Below are 16,550 nucleotides of genomic sequence, written 5' to 3' on the forward strand. Positions count from 1 at the left end.
GCCGTCGTCGACCCAAAAATCCAACCGCTTCCCGACGCCCGCGACACCACACCAGCCCAGGGGAGGTGAGCAATTACATGCCCGCAGAAGCTCTCAGTCCCGTCCGGCGCCGCAGGCTCCGCCGCAACGAAGCGTCCAAGTATCTCAAGGACCATCACGACTATAACTGTGCCCCGAAGACGCTGGCCAAGCTGGCAGTCATCGGCGGTGGCCCGGAGATGGTCTATGCGGGTCGATTCCCGCTCTACCCCGAGGACGCGCTCGACGACTTCGTCCGCGCGAAGATGAGCCCGCGCGTCAGCAGCACGTCCGAACTTCGCGCTCTCCAGAATTCCAAGGTGGCGTAACGACCATGCCCCAGACACAGTTGAGGCCGCCCGCGCTGGTAACGCGGGACGGCCTCGGAGATCGGTTTTGCTCGGCAGCACCAACCGGCTTCGAATTTAGCGCACGCACCGCCTACGATCAATCCGCCACTGTGCAGATGATTGCGCGCCGGTTCCGCGTGCACCCAGCCACCGCGCTCGCCCACGTCGAAGCCTTCGGGTTCGGGGGGCGGCGATGATCGGCGCCTTCCACTTCGTCGGCGGCGAGGTCCCGCGGCACCGCCTGGATTTCGCGGTCGAGCGCGGACCGCTCCACTTGCGCGGCGTCTACAGGTGCGTGCGAGACGGCGGTATCGGGTTCGCCACCGTACCCCAGCGCGCCGGTCGCTTCGACATGCCGACCGACCGCCCTCATGTGGTGATCCTCGGGGACGACCTGCACCAGGCACTCGGCCCGGCGGCGTTCCATCGGAAATCGGTGCGGCGGTTCGCGGCGCGGTGCCGGACGGCGGCCATCGTCGCCTGCGAGGCGATCCCGGTGCTCTACACGGGCCCGGCGCTGGCCGCGATGGGCATGCGCTGGGACGGTCTGATCGTCGAGACGTTGCCGCGGTGGGAAGCCTCTTGGGCCGACCTCATCCGCGAGGCGAACCCGTCCATCACTCTGCTGATCGGCACCGTGAAGCCGGAAGGCGGTGTCCAGTGATGGGCGCTGCGATCCCTCCGTCCGCGCTGCCGCGCATCGGCGCACTGCTCCGGATGATGGCCAGCCCGGTCGACGGCGAAGCCTTGAACGCCACCCGCGCGCTAGGTCGGACGCTGCAGGGCGCCGGGGTCGATTGGCACGCGCTGGCGGACGCGGTCGAGCACCCCATCCCGCCGCCGATGCCGCTTCGTCGTCCCCGCAGGGCGATGCCCGACCAGGGACATATCAAATGGACACCGTCCTACCGGCACGAGGTCCGCGTGACGCTGGAGCACGGGCTTTCCCGGCTCAACCTCACCTCGTGGGAACGTCAGTTCGTCACCGACATCATCGCCCGCCTGCGCGACCCGCACGGACGTCTCACATTCCGACAGGCTGAAATCGTTGACCGCCTCGTCGCCAAAATTGGGGGCCGTCGCTGATGGCAGAAGCCGAAACCTACGTTGTCACGCGCGACATCAAGGCGGCCGTCCAGGGGCGCGAGACGGAGGTGCTGGATGCCCTCAACATCGACTGGCGCCGCTGCACGAAGTCGAACCACATCCGGTGCCCCTATCCCGAGCATGGCAGCAATGGCGAAAACTGGCGGTGGGACGCCCGGAAAGCCAAGGCCTTCTGCACGTGCCAGACGGGCCATGCCGATTCCATCCTCGATGTGGTGATGAAGTGCGACGGCTTGGAGATTGAGGGCGCCAAGGTGCGCGCCGCCGAAGCCATTGGACGGTCTGACCTCATCAAGACGAAGGGCAGCGGCAAGGGCGGCCAGCGTATGGACGCCACGTCGCTGCTGAACCCGCCGGCCGGGTCGGCGAACGCCGGCCTGCCTGCTGCCTACCTGGCACACCGCCTCGGGATCGCGCCGGGCGACGTGCTGATGCCGTCGACCGCGGCGGTGGGGTGGTCGGCTCTGACATATTGGGAGGCCCCGGCAAGGCCAGGTGGGAAGCCCGTCGATGTAGGGCAGTTCCCGGCGGTCGCCTTCGCCACCGTGGCGGCGGATGGCGGGCTGCATTGTCACCGCATCTACGTGGCGCCGGGCGGGGTCGGGAAAGCTGTCCTCGGCGACAGCCCAAGCGGCAAGCCGCGCGATCCTAAGAAGTCGGCCAAGGCGCCCGTGGACGGCGCCAGCACGGCGGGCCGCAGCGTCATATGGGGCCACGCCGGGAAGGCGTCCCATGTCATCGTGACGGAGGGCATCGAGACCGGCGCCGCGGTGGCGCACGCCTTCCGGTGCGAAGTCGAGGCCGGTGAGATCGCGGTGGCGGCGGCTATCTCGGCTGGTGGGGTGGCGGCATGGCAACCCTGGCCGGCGACGCGGCGAGTGACGATCGCCGCCGACCGTGACGATGCCCCCAAGGAAGGCAAGCCCCTTCCGAGCAAGGCCGGCGAGAAGGCTGCCCGTGAGTTCGGGATGCGGCGGCACGATGATGGGTCAGCCGTCGAAGTCTGCATCGCCCTGCCGGGTGTGGGTGGGACGGCGACGGACTGGCTCGACGTACTGCGCGCCGGTGATGTCGAGATCGTTCGGGCCGGCATCGGAGCGGCTAAGCCCTTTGTTCCGACCTCGACCGAGCTGCGGGACCGGGCTGAGAGGGCAGGCCGGGAAGCGGAAATCGCGCGGATCGCTGCGCTGTACCCTGTGCCAGCGTTGAACGGCCGGACCCTCTTTTACGACCACACAGACGCCGGGCGCGTCTGGTTGTTCAAGGAATACACCAAAGGCACCGGGGAGAACGCGGTAGTTCTCCGCGCGCCGGTCGCGTCACCCTTCGCCATCACAGCCCGCCTCCGCATTCTCGATGACGCCGGCGCCTACGGCCTGCGCCTTCTCCTGGAAGACATGGACGGACGCCCCCGCGCCGTCGACATCGAACGCCGGGCGCTGGCGACCATGGGCGGCACTGAGGCCAGGGGGCTGTTCCTTGAGGCCGGGGTGCGGTTTGAGGAGGACGGCGAGTTGATCGCGGTTGCGGCGCTGAAGGCGGCTCACCCCGAACGAGAGACCAGCATCATGCGCCACCCGGGGTGGCACGATCTGGACGGGATCAGGATCTACATTACGCCGGGGGGCGAAGTGATCGGCCTGCCGGATGGGCAGAGCATCGAACTTGCCGCCGGGACAGTGCTGCCGCCGTCTGTGGCGCGTGCCGGGAGCCTTGACGGATGGAAGGCAGCGGCGGCGGCGGCAATGACGGCGCTGAACTGCCCTCACTTCGCGCTCGGGATGGCGGCGGGGTTCGCCGGCGTGTTGGTCGACCTCTGCGGGCTAGATAGCTGTGGCATCAACCTGTCGGGTCAGACATCGGCGGGGAAGACGACATCCCAGCGTCTCGCCGCTTCGGCATGGTCGGTGCCGGACTCGACGCGGCCGGGCTTGTTTCAGGTCGCCAAGACCACCGTCAACGGCTTCGAGTCGCTGGCAGCCCGGGCGAACGGAACCGTGTTCTGCCTAGATGAACTGGCCCACCTGTCGGGACGCGAGGTCGCCAAGGTCGTCTACACGCTGGCCAGCGGCATCGGAAAAATCCGCATGACGACCGCTGCGGTTGCGCGAGACCCGCACCGCTGGAAAACCTTCGCCATCTTGTCGAGCGAGACCAGCCTTGAAGCCAAGATCACGGCAGATGGGGAGAACTGGACGGGCGGGCAGGCGGTCCGCATCGCCGACGTCGACGTGTCGGGCATCAACCGGCTGCTCGATCAAGCCACCCTCGACAAGATCGCCAGCGTGTCGAAGCACTACGGCCATGCGGGTCCGGCCTTCGTACAAGCCTTGGTCGAAGGAGGCCATCATGAGCGGGCGGCCGAGATCAAGGAGAGGATCCTGGTGGGCGCGCGCACGATCGCAGGCCCCGGTGCCGACGCGGCGATGATCCGGGCGGCACTGCCCTTAGCTATCATCTCCGCCGCCGGCGGGCTGGCACAAGCTTTCGGGCTGTTGCCTGCTGGCCCTACTCTCAATCAGTCGGTGCGCTGGGCCTGGGCCGGCTTCAAGGCCTCCAGCGATGCCATCGCCCTGGACCCTGCTGAGCAGGCCATCGGGAATATTAGGACATGGGTCGCCGAGCGGTGGCGGACGTCGCTGCACGGCATCCACGCCGAGGAAAAGCCCAGCCGGGACGCTATGGGCTGGTGGGACGACAATGCGGTCTATCTCACGCCCGAGCGACTTAAGGAGGCGGCAGGAGGGACCCTCAAAGAGGAGCTGATCGCCAGCGCCCTCAACGATGCAGGAATGATCCACAAGACCAAGGGCGGGCGGCACCTTTACGTGTCCTGGGTGCCCTCGTGTGGGCGGATGAAGGCATATGCGCTTTCTCGCGACCACTTCGGCCGTGGTCAAGACGAGGGCTCAATCCGCACGGTGGCAGGGGGGCGGTTATGACCGACATTGCCAGCCTGCTCGACAACTTGTTCGCCGATTTCGAGGGTGATGAAGCGCCATTGCTTCCCACAATTCCCACCCCACTTCCCACACCCGCAGAAGCGCAACATATTGAGATTATTACAACTTCCCACAGTTCCCGCACTTCCCACACGCAAAACGAAGCATTCAGAAAAACCAATGATAAAACACCGAGCAACATGCGTGTTTCGGACCCCGGCGGGTCGCGCGTCACGAGTTCTCATGTTGAAGGTGCGGGAAGTGTGGGAAGTGCGGGAAGCGGGGCAAAAACACTAGCAGGATCAATGCCTCTCCCCTTCCCACAAGATTTAGAAAATGTGGGAAGTGTGGGAAGGGAAAGCGCCGCCTGCGAGCGCCCCATCCTCGATCTGAACCACGCCGCGCCCCTACGCTCCAGCTTGATCGGCTCCGCGATGGCCGACGCCGACCGCGCAGCCCCTCCCCCTGGAGACCTCCTCCCGATCTCCCCGTCCGACGTCTGCGCCGGCGTGGCCCGCGAGCTGCGCGCATTGGCCGAGGATGGTCGCGAGGGCCCGGCCGCGCTGCGCGACGCGGTCGAGATCACGCGGGCGAAGATCCGCAACAGCGAGGTCTTGGCGGAACGCCAGGCCCACGGTGGCCGGTGCCACGTCTGCGATGGTTCGCTCGATGACAGCGCGCCGGTGGTCGCGGTGATGACCGGGAGGCGTGGCGCTCACCTTCACCTGCATGCCGGATGTTGCGCCGCCCACAGCGTTCGAATGACGGCGCTGGTGGACAGGATCATGGTGGCGGCGGGGTACGGCGCCGACGAGCGGACGGGAGAAGCGGCATGACGGATCTTGTCCTCGGCATCGATCTCGGCGCGGCCGGCGCGGTCAGCCTGCTCGATGGGGACGGTCACCTCCTCGACGTGCTGGACTTACCGGTGCTCGATGACGGACCCCGCGCCCGGCCGACCGTGTCGGCTTCGGGGTTCGTTTCGATCGTGCGCGAGTGGGCGCCCAACCGCGCCGTGGTGGAGTTCGTGGCGAGCCGACCGACGGACAGCCCCGTGTCAGCCTTCGCGTTCGGCATGGCTCGGGCGACCGTGATGAGCACGCTGGAGGTGCTGGGCGTGTCGGCGGGCTTCATCACCGTGCCGGTGTGGAAGCGGTCCGTGGGGATCGGTGCCGGCCGCGGACAGAAATCGACGGCGCGGGCGGAAGCGACCCGGCGGTGGCCGGGGCACGCGGGGGCATTCGCCAGGGCGCGGGACGACGGCCGGGCGGAAAGTGCGCTGATCGGGCTCGCCGGGATCATGCGGGAGAGGGCGGGGCGATGACCAAGTCGAACAAGGCTGGGACCCGAAAGGCGCCGCCGAAGCCGAAGCCGCTCACCAGGGCCCAGAAGCTGTTGAACCACCTGCCGGCCGGGATCGTGGTCGAGGCCGGCGACGACGGCAGGGTGAGGATCCTCGTCGACTCGACCGCCTGTGCCGATCGGTTCCGGTCCGTGGGAGGGTCCTCGAGCGAGTTCGCGAATCTCATGGTTCTGAACCAAGTGCTCGGGGCTCTGCCGCAGACCGACGACATCACGACGGCCGCGGTCCGCGCCACCGGCGCCGTGCACATGGTGGAGGCCTTCGCGCCGAGGGACGGCGTCGAGGCCATGATCGCCAGCCAAGCTGTCGCGCTCCACATGCTGACGATGGAGACCGCCCGGCGCGCTCAGATCCCTGGACAGCCCGTCGAGGCGACATCGCGGCTCCGCCGGGATGCGGCGAACACGGCACGAGCCATGGTCGAGATGACCGAGGCTCTGGAGCGCCGTCGGGGCAAGGGCCCGCAACGGATCGTGGTCGAGCGGGTCGTCGTGAACGAGGGCGGGCAGGCGATCGTGGGGCACGTCGGCGCGCCGCATTCCCTGCCGTCAGCCGGCGTTGCGCCGTTGGCCTTAGAGGGCGTCGAGGCTGGGGAGGGGGTAGGGGCGTGATGTCGGATCGATCAAAGCACCCCATGGCGCCAGCGGAGGCCGACGCAGGGCTCTGTGGCGCTCGCACGCGGCAGCAAGGCCTTTGCCGGCACCTCGCTATGGCGAACGGACGATGCCGCTTTCATGGCGGCCTGAGCACCGGTGCACGCACCCATGACGGCTTGGCCCGAGCCCGTGCCGCCGTCACGACCCACGGGCAGCGTACCGCGTCAGCCCGCGAGTTTCGGGCCCTGCTGCGCGAGCTGCAGAAGCAGGCGCGTCGGGCGTGCGAGGCGATCTGATGGCCGACGACACGCGGCTGCCTCACGAAATCCTGCTGGCCATCGCTCGCGGCGAGGCGGTCGGCGACCATACGCCGACGCTGGCCGAGCGGATGACGGCGGCCAAGATCGCGGCGCCATTTTACGCCCCGCGCCTCGCCAGCGTGGTCCATGAGGCTGTGGGCAGCGGGCAGGTCGCCCAGCGCGTCGAGATCGTGATCGTCAATCCGGAGGAGCCGAGCGGCCCGGCCGGCGCGGCGGATCGAACGTGTCTCTGATGGCGGAGGAGTGGGCCGCAGAGGTCAAGGATCGGCGTAGAAGCGCTACCCCACCCCGTCGAGGAGCGGCGAACGGGCCGCGTAGCTTCTGCCTCAGTTCAGCGCGGTGGTGGCGGACGACTTCCGGGGAGCTCGGGGCTTCTTGGCGGGCGCAGCGGTGTCGACCATAGAGGCCGCCGCCTTCGCGGGTTTCTTCCGGGACGGCTTCGCTGGCGCGGTCTCTACAGCCTCGGACGAGAACTGCTCGACCGCCGCGGCTCGGGCCTCCGCATCGTCATGCTCGCGTTCGGCCTGACGCCAATGATGATCGTGCTGGCTGTGCACATGGCCGCTCTCCTCCCAAAGCTGATGGGCTCGGGCGCTGATCGCGGTTTGACGGTCCTGCTTCATGGTGTTCTCTCGGGCCGGCCTGCGGCGTCCTGTCTCGGGCCGCCCATACCCGCTGCTGCACGCCACAGGCAAGCGTCATCGCTGGTCGGTGCAGGTCATGGATCAACCCGCTGTCAACCATCCGGCGCCATGGTGCCCCGGTCGGTCGCGCGATCCGCCGCGACTGTCGGGTAGGGGGAGGCCGCGTCCGTACTGGCCTCTCCCAGATGCCTCAGCTCTGGATAAGGTCTCGGATCTTGCCCGCGAGGTGGTCCATAGCGAAGGGCTTGGTCAGGATCGCCATGCCGGGATCAAGATTGCCGTTGCCCACCACGGCGTTCTCGGCATAGCCGGTGATGAACAGCACCTTGAGGGCGGGCCGCAGCACCCGCGCCGCATCCGCCACTTGCCGCCCGTTCATGCCGCCAGGAAGCCCGACATCCGTCACGAGAAGGTCGACGCGGATGTCGGAGCGCAGGATCTTAAGGCCAGCAGCGCCGTCGGCTGCCTCGACCGAGACATAGCCCAAGTCCGACAGGACGTCGGCCACCAGCATGCGAACCGCGGGTTCGTCGTCAACCACCAGTACAGTTTCGCCCCGTTCGGCGCGCGGCATCGCGGCGATGTCCTCGATCGGTGCTCCACGTTCGGTGATCCCACCATCGTGACGCGGTAGGTAAAGGGCTACCTTCGTTCCTTCCCCTGGCTGAGAGTGGATCCTGACCTGCCCGCCCGACTGCTTGGCGAAGCCATAGATCATCGACAAGCCGAGGCCCGTCCCCTGGCCGAGCGGCTTGGTGGTGAAGAATGGGTCGAAAGCGCGTGCGATCACGTCCGGCGGCATGCCAGTGCCCGTGTCGCTGACGCTGAGCTTCAGGTAGGGGCCGGCCTCGAAATCGCGGGCGCTCGCCGTTCGGGCATCGATCCAGCAGTTTTCGGTTTTCACAGTGATCTGCCCCCCATTCGGCATGGCATCACGAGCGTTGATGCAGAGATTGAGGATGGCATTCTCAAGCTGGCTCGGATCGACCAGCGCGGCCCAGGGGCTTAGACCGTTGACGACGTGGATACCGATGCCGGGACCAACGGTCCGCCGGACCATGTCGATCATGCCCGAGATCAGGTGATCTACGTCGGTGGGCTTCGGGTCGAGCGTCTGGCGGCGCGAGAAGGCGAGTAGTCTGTGGGTCAGGGCTGCGGCGCGGCCGGCCGACGTGGCGGCCATGTCGAGGTAGCGGCCGACGTCGGCGGCCCGCCCCTGGGCCAGACGCTTCTTGATGAGGTCGAGCGCGCCGGTGATGCCGGTCAGCAGGTTGTTGAAATCGTGCGCGAGGCCGCCGGTGAGCTGGCCCACCGCTTCCATCTTCTGGGCTTGCCGGAGCTGCTCCTCGGTGACTTGGTGCGCGGCCGTGCGCTCTTCCACCTGTCGCTCCAGTGACGCCGCGAGTTGGCGCAAGTTGCTCTCCGCCCGGCGTCGCTGAACAGCGACCTGCACTCGATCTGCCACGTCGCGGGCGAGTGCGACCTCGTCATCGGTCCAGGTGCGAGCCTCGGCGTGGTTCAGGTAGAGCAGGGCCACGAAGCCGGACTGCTCCGCAACAGGCAGGTTCAGCACGGCTCGCGCGCTGATCGCTTCAAGCGCCTCGGCACCGTCTGCCGTTCGCTCGTCGATCCGGGCATCGGCGAACGCGACGAGGTCACCCCGTTTCAGGTCCTCGATGTAGGAACCGTAGTCGCGGAACTGTAGCACACCGGCGAGGCTATGCACGCCGGGTGCGTTCCAGTCTCGCTCGATCGTGATGGTCTCCGTGATAGGGTCGACCACGCCGAAGCCGGCACGGCTCACCCCAAGCCTGCGTCCCAGGATCTCGGCCGCCGCGAAGGCGAGAGCCGCGGGGTCCTCGATGTCGCGGATGTGATCGGCCAGCTCCAGCATGACGAGGCGCCGGTTCTCGTCCTCCCGTCGCGCCGTCACGTCCTGGCACACGCCCGCCATGCGGACCGCGGTTCCATCGGGACCCCTCAGCACCTGGGCTCGTTTGTGCACCCAGCGGGTCGAGCCATCGGGGCAGAGCACACGGAACTCGACGTCATAGTCGACGCCGTCCTCGACGCTGCGGTTGTAGGCGGCCCCGCGCATCTCGCGGTCGTCGGGATGAACTGCCGCCTTCATCTCTTCCCAGGTGAAAGGAAGCGTCCGATCCCTACCGTAGTTCTCTTTTGTGCTGCCTGACGTCACGAGCGCGTCGGTCCGGAGGTCGTGCTCCCAGATGCCGAGGCGTCCGGCCTCGGCCGCGAAGTGCAGCCGGGCGGTGTTCTCCTCTTCGGTGTGCAGCCGGTCCGACACTTCCGCCATCAGGGCGGCGTTGTGGCTTTCCAGCCCTTCCACCTTCTCGCGCTCGAGTGTGACGTCGACCTGGCTGGCGAAGAAGTAGGCGAGTTCGCCCTGGGCATCCCGCACCGGCGCCATGAGCAGCCGGTTCCAGAACGTCTCGCCAGTCTTGCGGTAGTTCAGGATGTCGATCCGGATCGATTCCCGGTTGTCGACGCCGGCGCGGAGCCGGGCCACCGTGTCGCGGTCGGTGTCCGGCCCCTGCAGGAAACGGCAGTTGCGGCCCACGATCTCCTCGCGCGGATAACCAGTCAGGCGGCAGAAGGCGTCGTTGACGAAGACGATGGGGTTGTCGGGCAGCCGTGGGTTCGAGATCACCATCGGCATGCGGGTAGCTTTCACGGCCGCCGCAAAGGGATCGGTCCCGTTGTCAATGCCCGTGATCTCCTCGATGATCCGGGCGGCGTCTCGCGCATCGCTGGCGTTAGAAGCCTTCTGCCGCAGAGAAGCGATCTCGGCCTTTGCCTCGGCCAGATCTCGGCGCAGCCGCGCGTTGTCGTCATCAACCATGGTGGGCGGGCGATTGCTGGACGCTTGAGTTGTCGCGGTCCCGCTCCGTATCGCGTTCGATCATGAGCCGCAGCGCTTCACGTAGGAGCTCGCTAGCTGTGCTGTAGCGACCTGCCGCGATCTGATCGCGGACGTGCCGGACGAGTGGTTCGGTGAGGGCGACATGGAGGGTATGTCTGGCGGCCATGGAGCGCCATAGCAGATGCGATCCGAGGGTGACACCCTGCCGTGTGGTCACAGTTGCTGATACGGCCCCTCGAACAGGTCCCCCATCGCCCGCCGAGCCCGCACCGTCACGGCCCGCCGTTTCCGGTGCTCCGGGGCATTGTGCAGGATGTGGCACCGCTGGCGCAGCGCTGCGAGGTTGTTGGCCGCATTGTTCTGTGGGTCGTGGTCGAGGTGGCACGTCGACAGGAACACGCGCGTCCGCTGCATGGGCAGGATGGTGCTGTGGGGCGGTCGCAGGCGCTGGCCAGCCCCACAGCGCCAGGTCTGCACGTTCTCGTCCCTCCAGCAGCCATCGCCAAGGTGCGACACCAAATGCCCGTGCGGCTCGGCGCCATGGATCTGATCCTGGTATTGTGCGAGCGTTGACTTGGACGATCTGCGTTTCCGTATGCCGCGGACCGTTCCCATCATGGTTCGTCGAGCAATCGGACGGAGGTGCGTGACGTGCCGTGGTGGAGAAGGCCGTGGAGGGGCTTGGACCCGAGGGGAAGGACCACAGTGGCCGGATTTCGGGCCGCCTTTCGCGCCACCCTTCTGGCGTGGGTAGCGGCAGTGGCAGCCATGTTATTTTTTGCAACGTCACTGAACAGGAGTGCCGTTTTCGAAATCGCGTTTCTCTTGTCCCTGATGCTATTCTTAGTGGCGAGCGTCCTAATTTTGTCCTGCATATACGTTAGGCGGATGAGGGACGCCGGACTGCCAACGTGGCTAGTCCTGCTGCCGAACCTACCCACACTGTCGTTGGGAGCCTACGCATTGGGACCTCGGCTGAACGTGTCGCAGCAGGACGTGGCCCTTGCATGCTTCCTAGTCGTGGCACCGATCTCATGGGCTGTCGCGGGCCTCTTGACGCTGGAAACGCTCGAATGGGCGGGGCTGACGAGCCTTCTCCGGACCACGCGCTCCTTGCCGCACCGCCAAGCCTGTTGCTCATCGTCCCACCAGCGGCCGGCCGCAACCCTCGCATCGACCCTTGGCGCGGCGGAACCGGATCGAGGCCGACATCTCGCGCCAGTCGATCGGGTAAAGCCATCGGTGGCGGGCGAGGATGGGCACGGGCGTGGTCGAGCTTCGAGTGGGTTTCGTTAACCATGTAAGGGGCAGGGTCTGCCCCTGTCTGGCCAGGAGCCGATCCATGCCGCACCTACCTTCTACCGCCAATATCGCATCTGCGGACGCGCTGTTCGCCCAGATCTGCCGAGCGACTCCTCATGAGGCTCGCGGTCTGTCGATGCTGCTGACCGCGCAGGAAAGGGCTTCCGTGGCCCTAGCGTGCAACGCGCGCACTCATCTCAGGGCTCAGGGACGCGCTATCGCCGGTGCCTGCAGCTTGGCGAGCCTTGTGAAGGAGGGTGGACAGGTCGGTCTCGCGCTGTTCAACCAGGCTGAAGCCGCGGCCGACACCTGGGGTGCCGCAGTCCGCGAGGGTCGGCGTGCCGTGTCGCTGGCCGGATGACGTCACGGGGAACGATCCGAAAGAGGACGAGACGATGGTGACGGAAAACGCGGTGCTGAAGGCGCTCGACAAACCGCGGAAGGCCTACTCGATCCTGCAGGCCACCGATCCAGGCGGGTCGGCCGACGCCCTGCAAATCCTGCTCATGAAGATGCGGGACGAGGGCAAGGTGAAGTTCGACATCAACAAGGGGAACTGGCGGAGGGCGTGACGAGCGGCACCACCCGCCCCAGCGCGTCCCACACCCGCTCCACCTCGCACCGCAGCGGCGCATCATCGTCGAGGCAGAGCCGGTCGAGCGGCCACCGTTCCGCTCCGGCGTGTGTCACGTCACGTTTCGTGAGGACTACGGAACAAGGACCCTAACCCGCCATTCATCAAGCATGGGCGCCAGGACGGTTATCTCGGAGAGGCGCGCCGTCATGAGAACGGATGCTCCTGTGGTCAGAACGATGGGCCTTGCTGTCTTGCTATGCCTAGGCATGTGTTTCGCCGCATCCGCGGACCAGACGAGCCCACAATCCGGGCCTGTCCAGACGGGATCTGGCGTGACACCGGCACCGCAGGGCGCCCCGAACGCAGACACGGCCCACGTCATCGATGTGAAATGCGCTTCGGTCGCAGCCGCTGCGGTTTTGAGCGCTCGAAAAGCTTCTTCCACCGCGGAGGAAGGCGAGGATGGCCAGCTCGTGCAACTCACGCGAGCCCGGGCGCAGGTGTCAGGCGCTGCCCTCGGGATATCCGTGGATCAGGTGAACAAGGAAGTGGATGAGGGGTCTGCGAAGATCCTGAGGAACCTCATCAAGACGGATGGTCCTGCTGAATTGAAAGAGGAGCAGCTGGACCTCGGTCGGGTGCTGATTGAGTGCGCGATCCTTCAGACGAAGAAGTGAAGGCCGAAGGCCGTCGAGCGATCACGGTGACAGGCTGGTGCCGCGGCAAGTTCAGACAAGTTTGACCACCCGCCCCAGCGCCTCCCGCCCCCTCTCCACCTCGCACCGTAGCGGCGGATCGCCGTCGAGGCACAGCCGATCCAAGGCGAACCGCTCCGCCCCGGCGGCCCAGCAGCAGCGCGGCGTGGGCGCGCTTCACGGCCTACCACGCTTCGTCACACAAGCCGGACCTGTCGCGCCGCGACCGCATTAGGCTGCCCAACCGCTCGTAGCGCCGCCGGAGTCGACCAAGGGCCATCGCCGCAGCGCAAGGCCGAGGTTCGAGCGCCGATGCCATCGCTGGGTCGGCTGCGGATGGCGGATGAAGCGGCGCCGGAAATTCAGAGAAAATTGGAGCAAACAAACGCGAACATCAGCAACCGCTAGCAATCAAGAGCGGCGCTGAAAGTCCATGACGGTGGCGTTGTTCCAATCCTCCCGGAGATCATCTATACTGCCGAGCGTCAAGCCCATCGGGCGCCGCACGGATTGATGTCATGGGCAAGTCTACCCCCAGCGCTCCCGCCGCCCCGGACCCCTACGCCACAGCCTCGGCCCAAGGGACAGCCAACGCCAACACGGCGACGGCGCAAACGATGCTGAACAACGCGAACCAGAATACGCCCTATGGAACCGTGCAGTACGCGCAGTCGGGCAGCTACGAAATTACGAACCCGGATGGTTCCAAAACCACCGTTCCGACAATGACGATGCAGGAAACCCTCAATCCTGCGCAGCAGAAGCTCCTAAACCAACAGGAGAGCCTCGGGTTTCAGGCCAACAACGCCGCGTCGCTGGCGTTGCGGACGGCGAACCAGAGCTTGGCCAATCCCGTGACGGCGGACAACCTGCCGGCGCTGACAACCAGCGTCGGCGCCCCCACGCTGCAGAACTCCTACGCCTCTGGCCAGCTCTCCACGGGCTACGACAGCGGCGGGGCGATCCAGACCGGCTACAACACCGGCCCGGCGCTCCAGAACAGCTACGACAGCGGCGGGGCGATCACGCGGGGTTACGATGCCGGCGGCCCGATCCAAAGTTCGGTCGGCTATGATCTCTCAGGAACGGACGCCCACCAGAACGCCAATTCGCCGACGACGTTCGGTCAGACGCAGAACGGCGTCCAGTATTTCCAGGGCGGCGACTTCTCGGGCGAGCGCGACGCGGCGACGAACGCGGCCCTGGCCCGCCTCGCCCCCTCCATGGCTGCGCAGTCCGAAAGCCTGAACTCGTCGCTCGCCAATCAGGGCACGGCACAGGGTTCCGCCGCGTGGAATGCCGCGCAACTGTCCCAGAACCAGGCGCAGAACGATCTCCGCCTCGGCGCGGTTGCCACAGGCGACGCGGAGCAACAGGCCTTATTCGGAGAGCAGGCGACCGGAAATCAGCTCTACAACGCCGCCCAAAATCAGGACTACAGCCAGCAGCTCGGCCGCGGGCAGTTTGCGCAATCCGGGATCGCGGCCAACAACCTCGCCAACCTGAACGAGGCGCAGTTCGGCCTCGCGGCGACCACGGCCAACAACTCGGCGCGCCTCAACGCCGGGAATTTCGTCAACCAGGCCCAGCTCCAGCAGAACACCGAGAACGCTGGCGCCGCGGCTTTCGCCAATTCGGCCCAAGCCCAGGCGAACAGCCAGAACGCGGCCTCAGCGAACTTCTTCAACCAGAGCGTCGGCCAGCAGAATGAGCAGAACGCCGCCCTCGCGGCCTTCAACAACGCCGCGCAGTTCCAGCAGAACGCCCAGAATGCCAATGCTGCCGGGTTCTACAACTCCGCGATCGGAAATCAGGCGCAGATGAACGCCGCCCAGGCAGCTTTCAGCAATCAGGCCGGAAATCAGGACTATCAGAACCGTCTCTCGGGTGCGACGTTCTCGAACCAGGCGCGCGATCAGTCCTTGAACGATCAAGAGACCATCAACAACAACGTGGTGAACCAGTTTTCGGCCCTGATGCACGGCGGTCAGGTGCAGGGGATGCCGACCAGCACCTATACCCCGGGCACGCTCGACCAGACCCCCATTTCGGCTGACGTGTATCAGACGGCGGCCCTGCAAAATCAGCAGTACCAGGCGCAGTTGCAGAACTCGGCAGCGAACACGGCCGCCATGGGATCCGCGCTCGGCGGGATCTTCGGCGGCCTTGGGAAGAAATCCGACCGGCGGCTCAAGTCGGAGGTCTCTCCTGTCGGCCGGGCTCGCAACGGCCTGATGATCTACCGCTACAAGCTCGCCGGCGAGGCCCCGGGTTGGCATCTCGGTTTCATGGCCGACGAAGTCGCCCTCCTGCACCCCGAGGCCGTGTGGACGGACCCGGCGGACGGCTGGGCGCGCGTCGACTATGAACGGGCCGTCGCCTGATGCCGGCCGCCCTCCTCGACCGCCCGCAGACGCTCGACGACGCCACCGAGGCGGCCCGCATCGAGGTCGTGCAGCCCCTCGCCCTCGACCCCGACACCGTGTCCCCCGTGCTGGCCTCCATGGCGCGCGCCTGGCACGGCGCGCTGGAGACGGCTGACCGCGCTGCCCTGCTCGGCCCGATCGTGCCCCGCCTGACGGGCACCAAGGCGTCCGCCGCTGTCGAGGAGCGCCGCGCCGTCATGGCGGCCGACTTCGCCATCCGATGCTTCCTCCCCCACTGGCTCCACCGCGCCGGCCTGACCGCGACCGCGGCCCGGTTCGGCCAGATGCCGGAGCTGGCGACCCTGGCCGAGGTCGCGGCGGCGCGCCCGGCCCTGGAAGCCGCGGCGGCCGAGGCGAACGCGGCGTGGATCGCGGCCCGCACACGGACGAAACCCGACGTTCCGGCCGCGGCGTGGGACAGGGTCCGCGAGGACGTGCGGAATGCCGTCCGCTTCCTCATTCTGGCGAGCGCCGAGGCCACGATCCGCATCTCCATCGAGGACGCGGAGTGGGCGGCGACGGCCCATTTCCTGTGGGAGGCCGCCGCGGCGTGCTTCTGGGCCTCGGCCTGGGACGGCGTCCGTACCGGCTCGGCCGACGGCACCATCGCGCGGGTGGCGGCCGTCATGTTGCCGATGCGGGCCGGGCTGAACCGTCAGTCCATGGCCCTGCTGGCGCGGATGGCGGCGTTCGGAACCGTGCCGCGCCCGGCCTTCCACGATATCGCCGATTTCCCCGCCCTGCAGGCGCTCACGCAGCACTGGCCGGCGATGCGGGCCGACCTCGACGAACTGTCCGCCCCGCTGATGGACGTCGACCGCGTGGGCAAGCCACACAGCGCCGTGGTGGCCGAGGTCGGAAGCCGCATCGCGGCCGGTGAAACCTTCGGGTGGGTGAAGGGCTGGGGCGGCGAGGGTGGTGGTCCAAACCTTGATTGGGTCCAGTACGGCCTCATCCTCGGCGACCAGGCCATTCCCTTCGCCAAAGCGCCCCGGACCCTCGGCCTGCTGTCCGGCCTGCGCGGGCTCAAGGTGGCGGCCTTCGCGCGCCTCGCGCCCGGCACGCTGCTTCCTGCCCACACGCACCCTGAGATTGCCGCGGAAGGTCTCTTGCAGGCCCACATCACCCTGCAGGCCCCGCCAGCCACGGCTTCGTGCCTGCTCAACGTCGCTGGCGAGATCCGCCAGCACGCCGAAGGCTGCGCGATCGTCTTCGACGGGTCATTGCCGCATTGGGCGCTGAACGCGTCGAGCGCTGACCGGGTGATTTTGTACCTCGAATTTCACCGCGCCGCCTTCGAGCGGTCGCACACCTCGACGGAGGGCTGAG

The 16,550-nt window shown here is 67.1% G+C and carries 18 protein-coding genes; 14 read left to right on the top strand and 4 right to left on the bottom strand.

The window, feature by feature from the left end:
- The 9 genes from D3273_RS22770 to D3273_RS22805 all read left to right on the top strand — a co-directional run.
- On the top strand, nt 1-347 hold a 347-nt coding region (locus tag D3273_RS22770; RefSeq protein ID WP_245501342.1), incomplete at its 5' end, for a hypothetical protein.
- A 214-nt stretch (nt 348-561) separates the two neighbouring features.
- Nucleotides 562-1,032 (top strand): hypothetical protein, encoded by a 471-nt coding sequence (locus tag D3273_RS22775; protein WP_129229195.1) that lies wholly within the window; start codon nt 562-564, stop codon nt 1,030-1,032.
- On the top strand, nt 1,032-1,454 hold the full coding sequence (locus D3273_RS22780) for a hypothetical protein (protein WP_129229196.1): 423 nt from the start codon (nt 1,032-1,034) through the stop codon (nt 1,452-1,454). The genes D3273_RS22775 and D3273_RS22780 overlap by 1 nt, the downstream gene beginning before the upstream one ends.
- Nucleotides 1,454-4,417 carry a DUF927 domain-containing protein gene (locus tag D3273_RS22785; RefSeq protein ID WP_129229197.1) on the top strand — a complete coding sequence of 988 codons (2,964 nt, stop codon included), beginning with the start codon at nt 1,454-1,456 and terminating at the stop codon, nt 4,415-4,417. Before D3273_RS22780 ends, D3273_RS22785 begins: the two co-directional genes overlap by 1 nt.
- Entirely contained in the window at nt 4,414-5,253 is an 840-nt protein-coding gene (locus D3273_RS22790) for a hypothetical protein (RefSeq protein ID WP_129229198.1), read from the top strand. The genes D3273_RS22785 and D3273_RS22790 overlap by 4 nt, the downstream gene beginning before the upstream one ends.
- Nucleotides 5,250-5,741, top strand: a complete 492-nt coding sequence (locus D3273_RS22795) for a RuvC family protein (protein ID WP_129229199.1) — start codon at nt 5,250-5,252, stop codon at nt 5,739-5,741. Before D3273_RS22790 ends, D3273_RS22795 begins: the two co-directional genes overlap by 4 nt.
- Before the next feature lie 71 nt (nt 5,742-5,812).
- Nucleotides 5,813-6,391, top strand: a complete 579-nt coding sequence (locus D3273_RS22800) for a hypothetical protein (protein ID WP_129229200.1) — start codon at nt 5,813-5,815, stop codon at nt 6,389-6,391.
- 23 nt (nt 6,392-6,414) lie between these two features.
- Nucleotides 6,415-6,672 carry an HGGxSTG domain-containing protein gene (locus D3273_RS30025; protein WP_428977799.1) on the top strand — a complete coding sequence of 86 codons (258 nt, stop codon included), beginning with the start codon at nt 6,415-6,417 and terminating at the stop codon, nt 6,670-6,672.
- Nucleotides 6,672-6,929 carry a hypothetical protein gene (locus D3273_RS22805; protein ID WP_129229201.1) on the top strand — a complete coding sequence of 86 codons (258 nt, stop codon included), beginning with the start codon at nt 6,672-6,674 and terminating at the stop codon, nt 6,927-6,929. The genes D3273_RS30025 and D3273_RS22805 overlap by 1 nt, the downstream gene beginning before the upstream one ends.
- 93 nt (nt 6,930-7,022) lie before the next feature.
- On the opposite strand, the gene D3273_RS22810 is transcribed toward D3273_RS22805, so the two are convergent.
- The 4 genes from D3273_RS22810 to D3273_RS22825 form a co-directional block, all read right to left on the bottom strand.
- Nucleotides 7,023-7,319 carry a DUF2934 domain-containing protein gene (locus D3273_RS22810; protein ID WP_129229202.1) on the bottom strand — a complete coding sequence of 99 codons (297 nt, stop codon included), beginning with the start codon at nt 7,317-7,319 and terminating at the stop codon, nt 7,023-7,025.
- Nucleotides 7,320-7,530: 211 nt separating this feature from the next.
- Nucleotides 7,531-10,200, bottom strand: a complete 2,670-nt coding sequence (locus tag D3273_RS22815) for a PAS domain-containing protein (RefSeq protein ID WP_129229203.1) — start codon at nt 10,198-10,200, stop codon at nt 7,531-7,533.
- Nucleotides 10,193-10,387 (bottom strand): type II toxin-antitoxin system ParD family antitoxin, encoded by a 195-nt coding sequence (locus D3273_RS22820; protein ID WP_129229204.1) that lies wholly within the window; start codon nt 10,385-10,387, stop codon nt 10,193-10,195. Before D3273_RS22820 ends, D3273_RS22815 begins: the two co-directional genes overlap by 8 nt.
- Before the next feature lie 47 nt (nt 10,388-10,434).
- Complete coding sequence (locus tag D3273_RS22825) at nt 10,435-10,698, bottom strand: hypothetical protein (RefSeq protein ID WP_129229205.1); 264 nt, start codon at nt 10,696-10,698, stop codon at nt 10,435-10,437.
- 1,060 nt (nt 10,699-11,758) lie between these two features.
- On the opposite strand from D3273_RS22825, the gene D3273_RS29730 reads away from it, so the two are divergent.
- The 5 genes from D3273_RS29730 to D3273_RS22840 all read left to right on the top strand — a co-directional run bounded on the left by D3273_RS29730 (nt 11,759) and on the right by D3273_RS22840 (nt 16,549).
- A complete protein-coding gene (locus tag D3273_RS29730) occupies nt 11,759-11,884 on the top strand; it encodes a hypothetical protein (RefSeq protein ID WP_281011380.1) in 126 nt (41 codons plus the stop codon).
- Between the two features lie 34 nt (nt 11,885-11,918).
- Nucleotides 11,919-12,095: a hypothetical protein gene (locus D3273_RS28410; protein ID WP_165359620.1), complete on the top strand. Its 177-nt coding sequence runs from the start codon at nt 11,919-11,921 to the stop codon at nt 12,093-12,095.
- Between the two features lie 337 nt (nt 12,096-12,432).
- Entirely contained in the window at nt 12,433-12,777 is a 345-nt protein-coding gene (locus D3273_RS22830; protein WP_129229206.1) for a hypothetical protein, read from the top strand.
- 536 nt (nt 12,778-13,313) lie between these two features.
- Nucleotides 13,314-15,179, top strand: coding sequence for a tail fiber domain-containing protein (locus D3273_RS22835; RefSeq protein WP_129229207.1), 1,866 nt, complete (start codon nt 13,314-13,316; stop codon nt 15,177-15,179).
- Nucleotides 15,179-16,549, top strand: a complete 1,371-nt coding sequence (locus D3273_RS22840) for an aspartyl/asparaginyl beta-hydroxylase domain-containing protein (protein ID WP_129229208.1) — start codon at nt 15,179-15,181, stop codon at nt 16,547-16,549. Before D3273_RS22835 ends, D3273_RS22840 begins: the two co-directional genes overlap by 1 nt.
- Nucleotide 16,550: the final 1 nt, after the last annotated feature.

Source organism: Lichenibacterium minor (assembly GCF_004137685.1).
Lineage (GTDB): Bacteria > Pseudomonadota > Alphaproteobacteria > Rhizobiales > Beijerinckiaceae > Lichenihabitans > Lichenihabitans minor.

What these genes read in the sequence shown, in the direction of transcription:
- D3273_RS22820 (WP_129229204.1), bottom strand. Translation starts at nt 10,387, where the DNA reads ATGGCCGCCAGACATACCCTCCATGTCGCCCTCACCGAACCACTCGTC.
- D3273_RS22780 (WP_129229196.1), top strand. Translation starts at nt 1,032, where the DNA reads ATGGGCGCTGCGATCCCTCCGTCCGCGCTGCCGCGCATCGGCGCACTG.
- D3273_RS30025 (WP_428977799.1), top strand. Translation starts at nt 6,415, where the DNA reads ATGGCGCCAGCGGAGGCCGACGCAGGGCTCTGTGGCGCTCGCACGCGG.
- D3273_RS22775 (WP_129229195.1), top strand. Translation starts at nt 562, where the DNA reads ATGATCGGCGCCTTCCACTTCGTCGGCGGCGAGGTCCCGCGGCACCGC.
- D3273_RS22805 (WP_129229201.1), top strand. Translation starts at nt 6,672, where the DNA reads ATGGCCGACGACACGCGGCTGCCTCACGAAATCCTGCTGGCCATCGCT.
- D3273_RS22835 (WP_129229207.1), top strand. Translation starts at nt 13,314, where the DNA reads ATGGGCAAGTCTACCCCCAGCGCTCCCGCCGCCCCGGACCCCTACGCC.
- D3273_RS22815 (WP_129229203.1), bottom strand. Translation starts at nt 10,200, where the DNA reads ATGGTTGATGACGACAACGCGCGGCTGCGCCGAGATCTGGCCGAGGCA.
- D3273_RS22790 (WP_129229198.1), top strand. Translation starts at nt 4,414, where the DNA reads ATGACCGACATTGCCAGCCTGCTCGACAACTTGTTCGCCGATTTCGAG.
- D3273_RS22810 (WP_129229202.1), bottom strand. Translation starts at nt 7,319, where the DNA reads ATGAAGCAGGACCGTCAAACCGCGATCAGCGCCCGAGCCCATCAGCTT.
- D3273_RS22795 (WP_129229199.1), top strand. Translation starts at nt 5,250, where the DNA reads ATGACGGATCTTGTCCTCGGCATCGATCTCGGCGCGGCCGGCGCGGTC.
- D3273_RS22840 (WP_129229208.1), top strand. Translation starts at nt 15,179, where the DNA reads ATGCCGGCCGCCCTCCTCGACCGCCCGCAGACGCTCGACGACGCCACC.
- D3273_RS28410 (WP_165359620.1), top strand. Translation starts at nt 11,919, where the DNA reads ATGGTGACGGAAAACGCGGTGCTGAAGGCGCTCGACAAACCGCGGAAG.
- D3273_RS22785 (WP_129229197.1), top strand. Translation starts at nt 1,454, where the DNA reads ATGGCAGAAGCCGAAACCTACGTTGTCACGCGCGACATCAAGGCGGCC.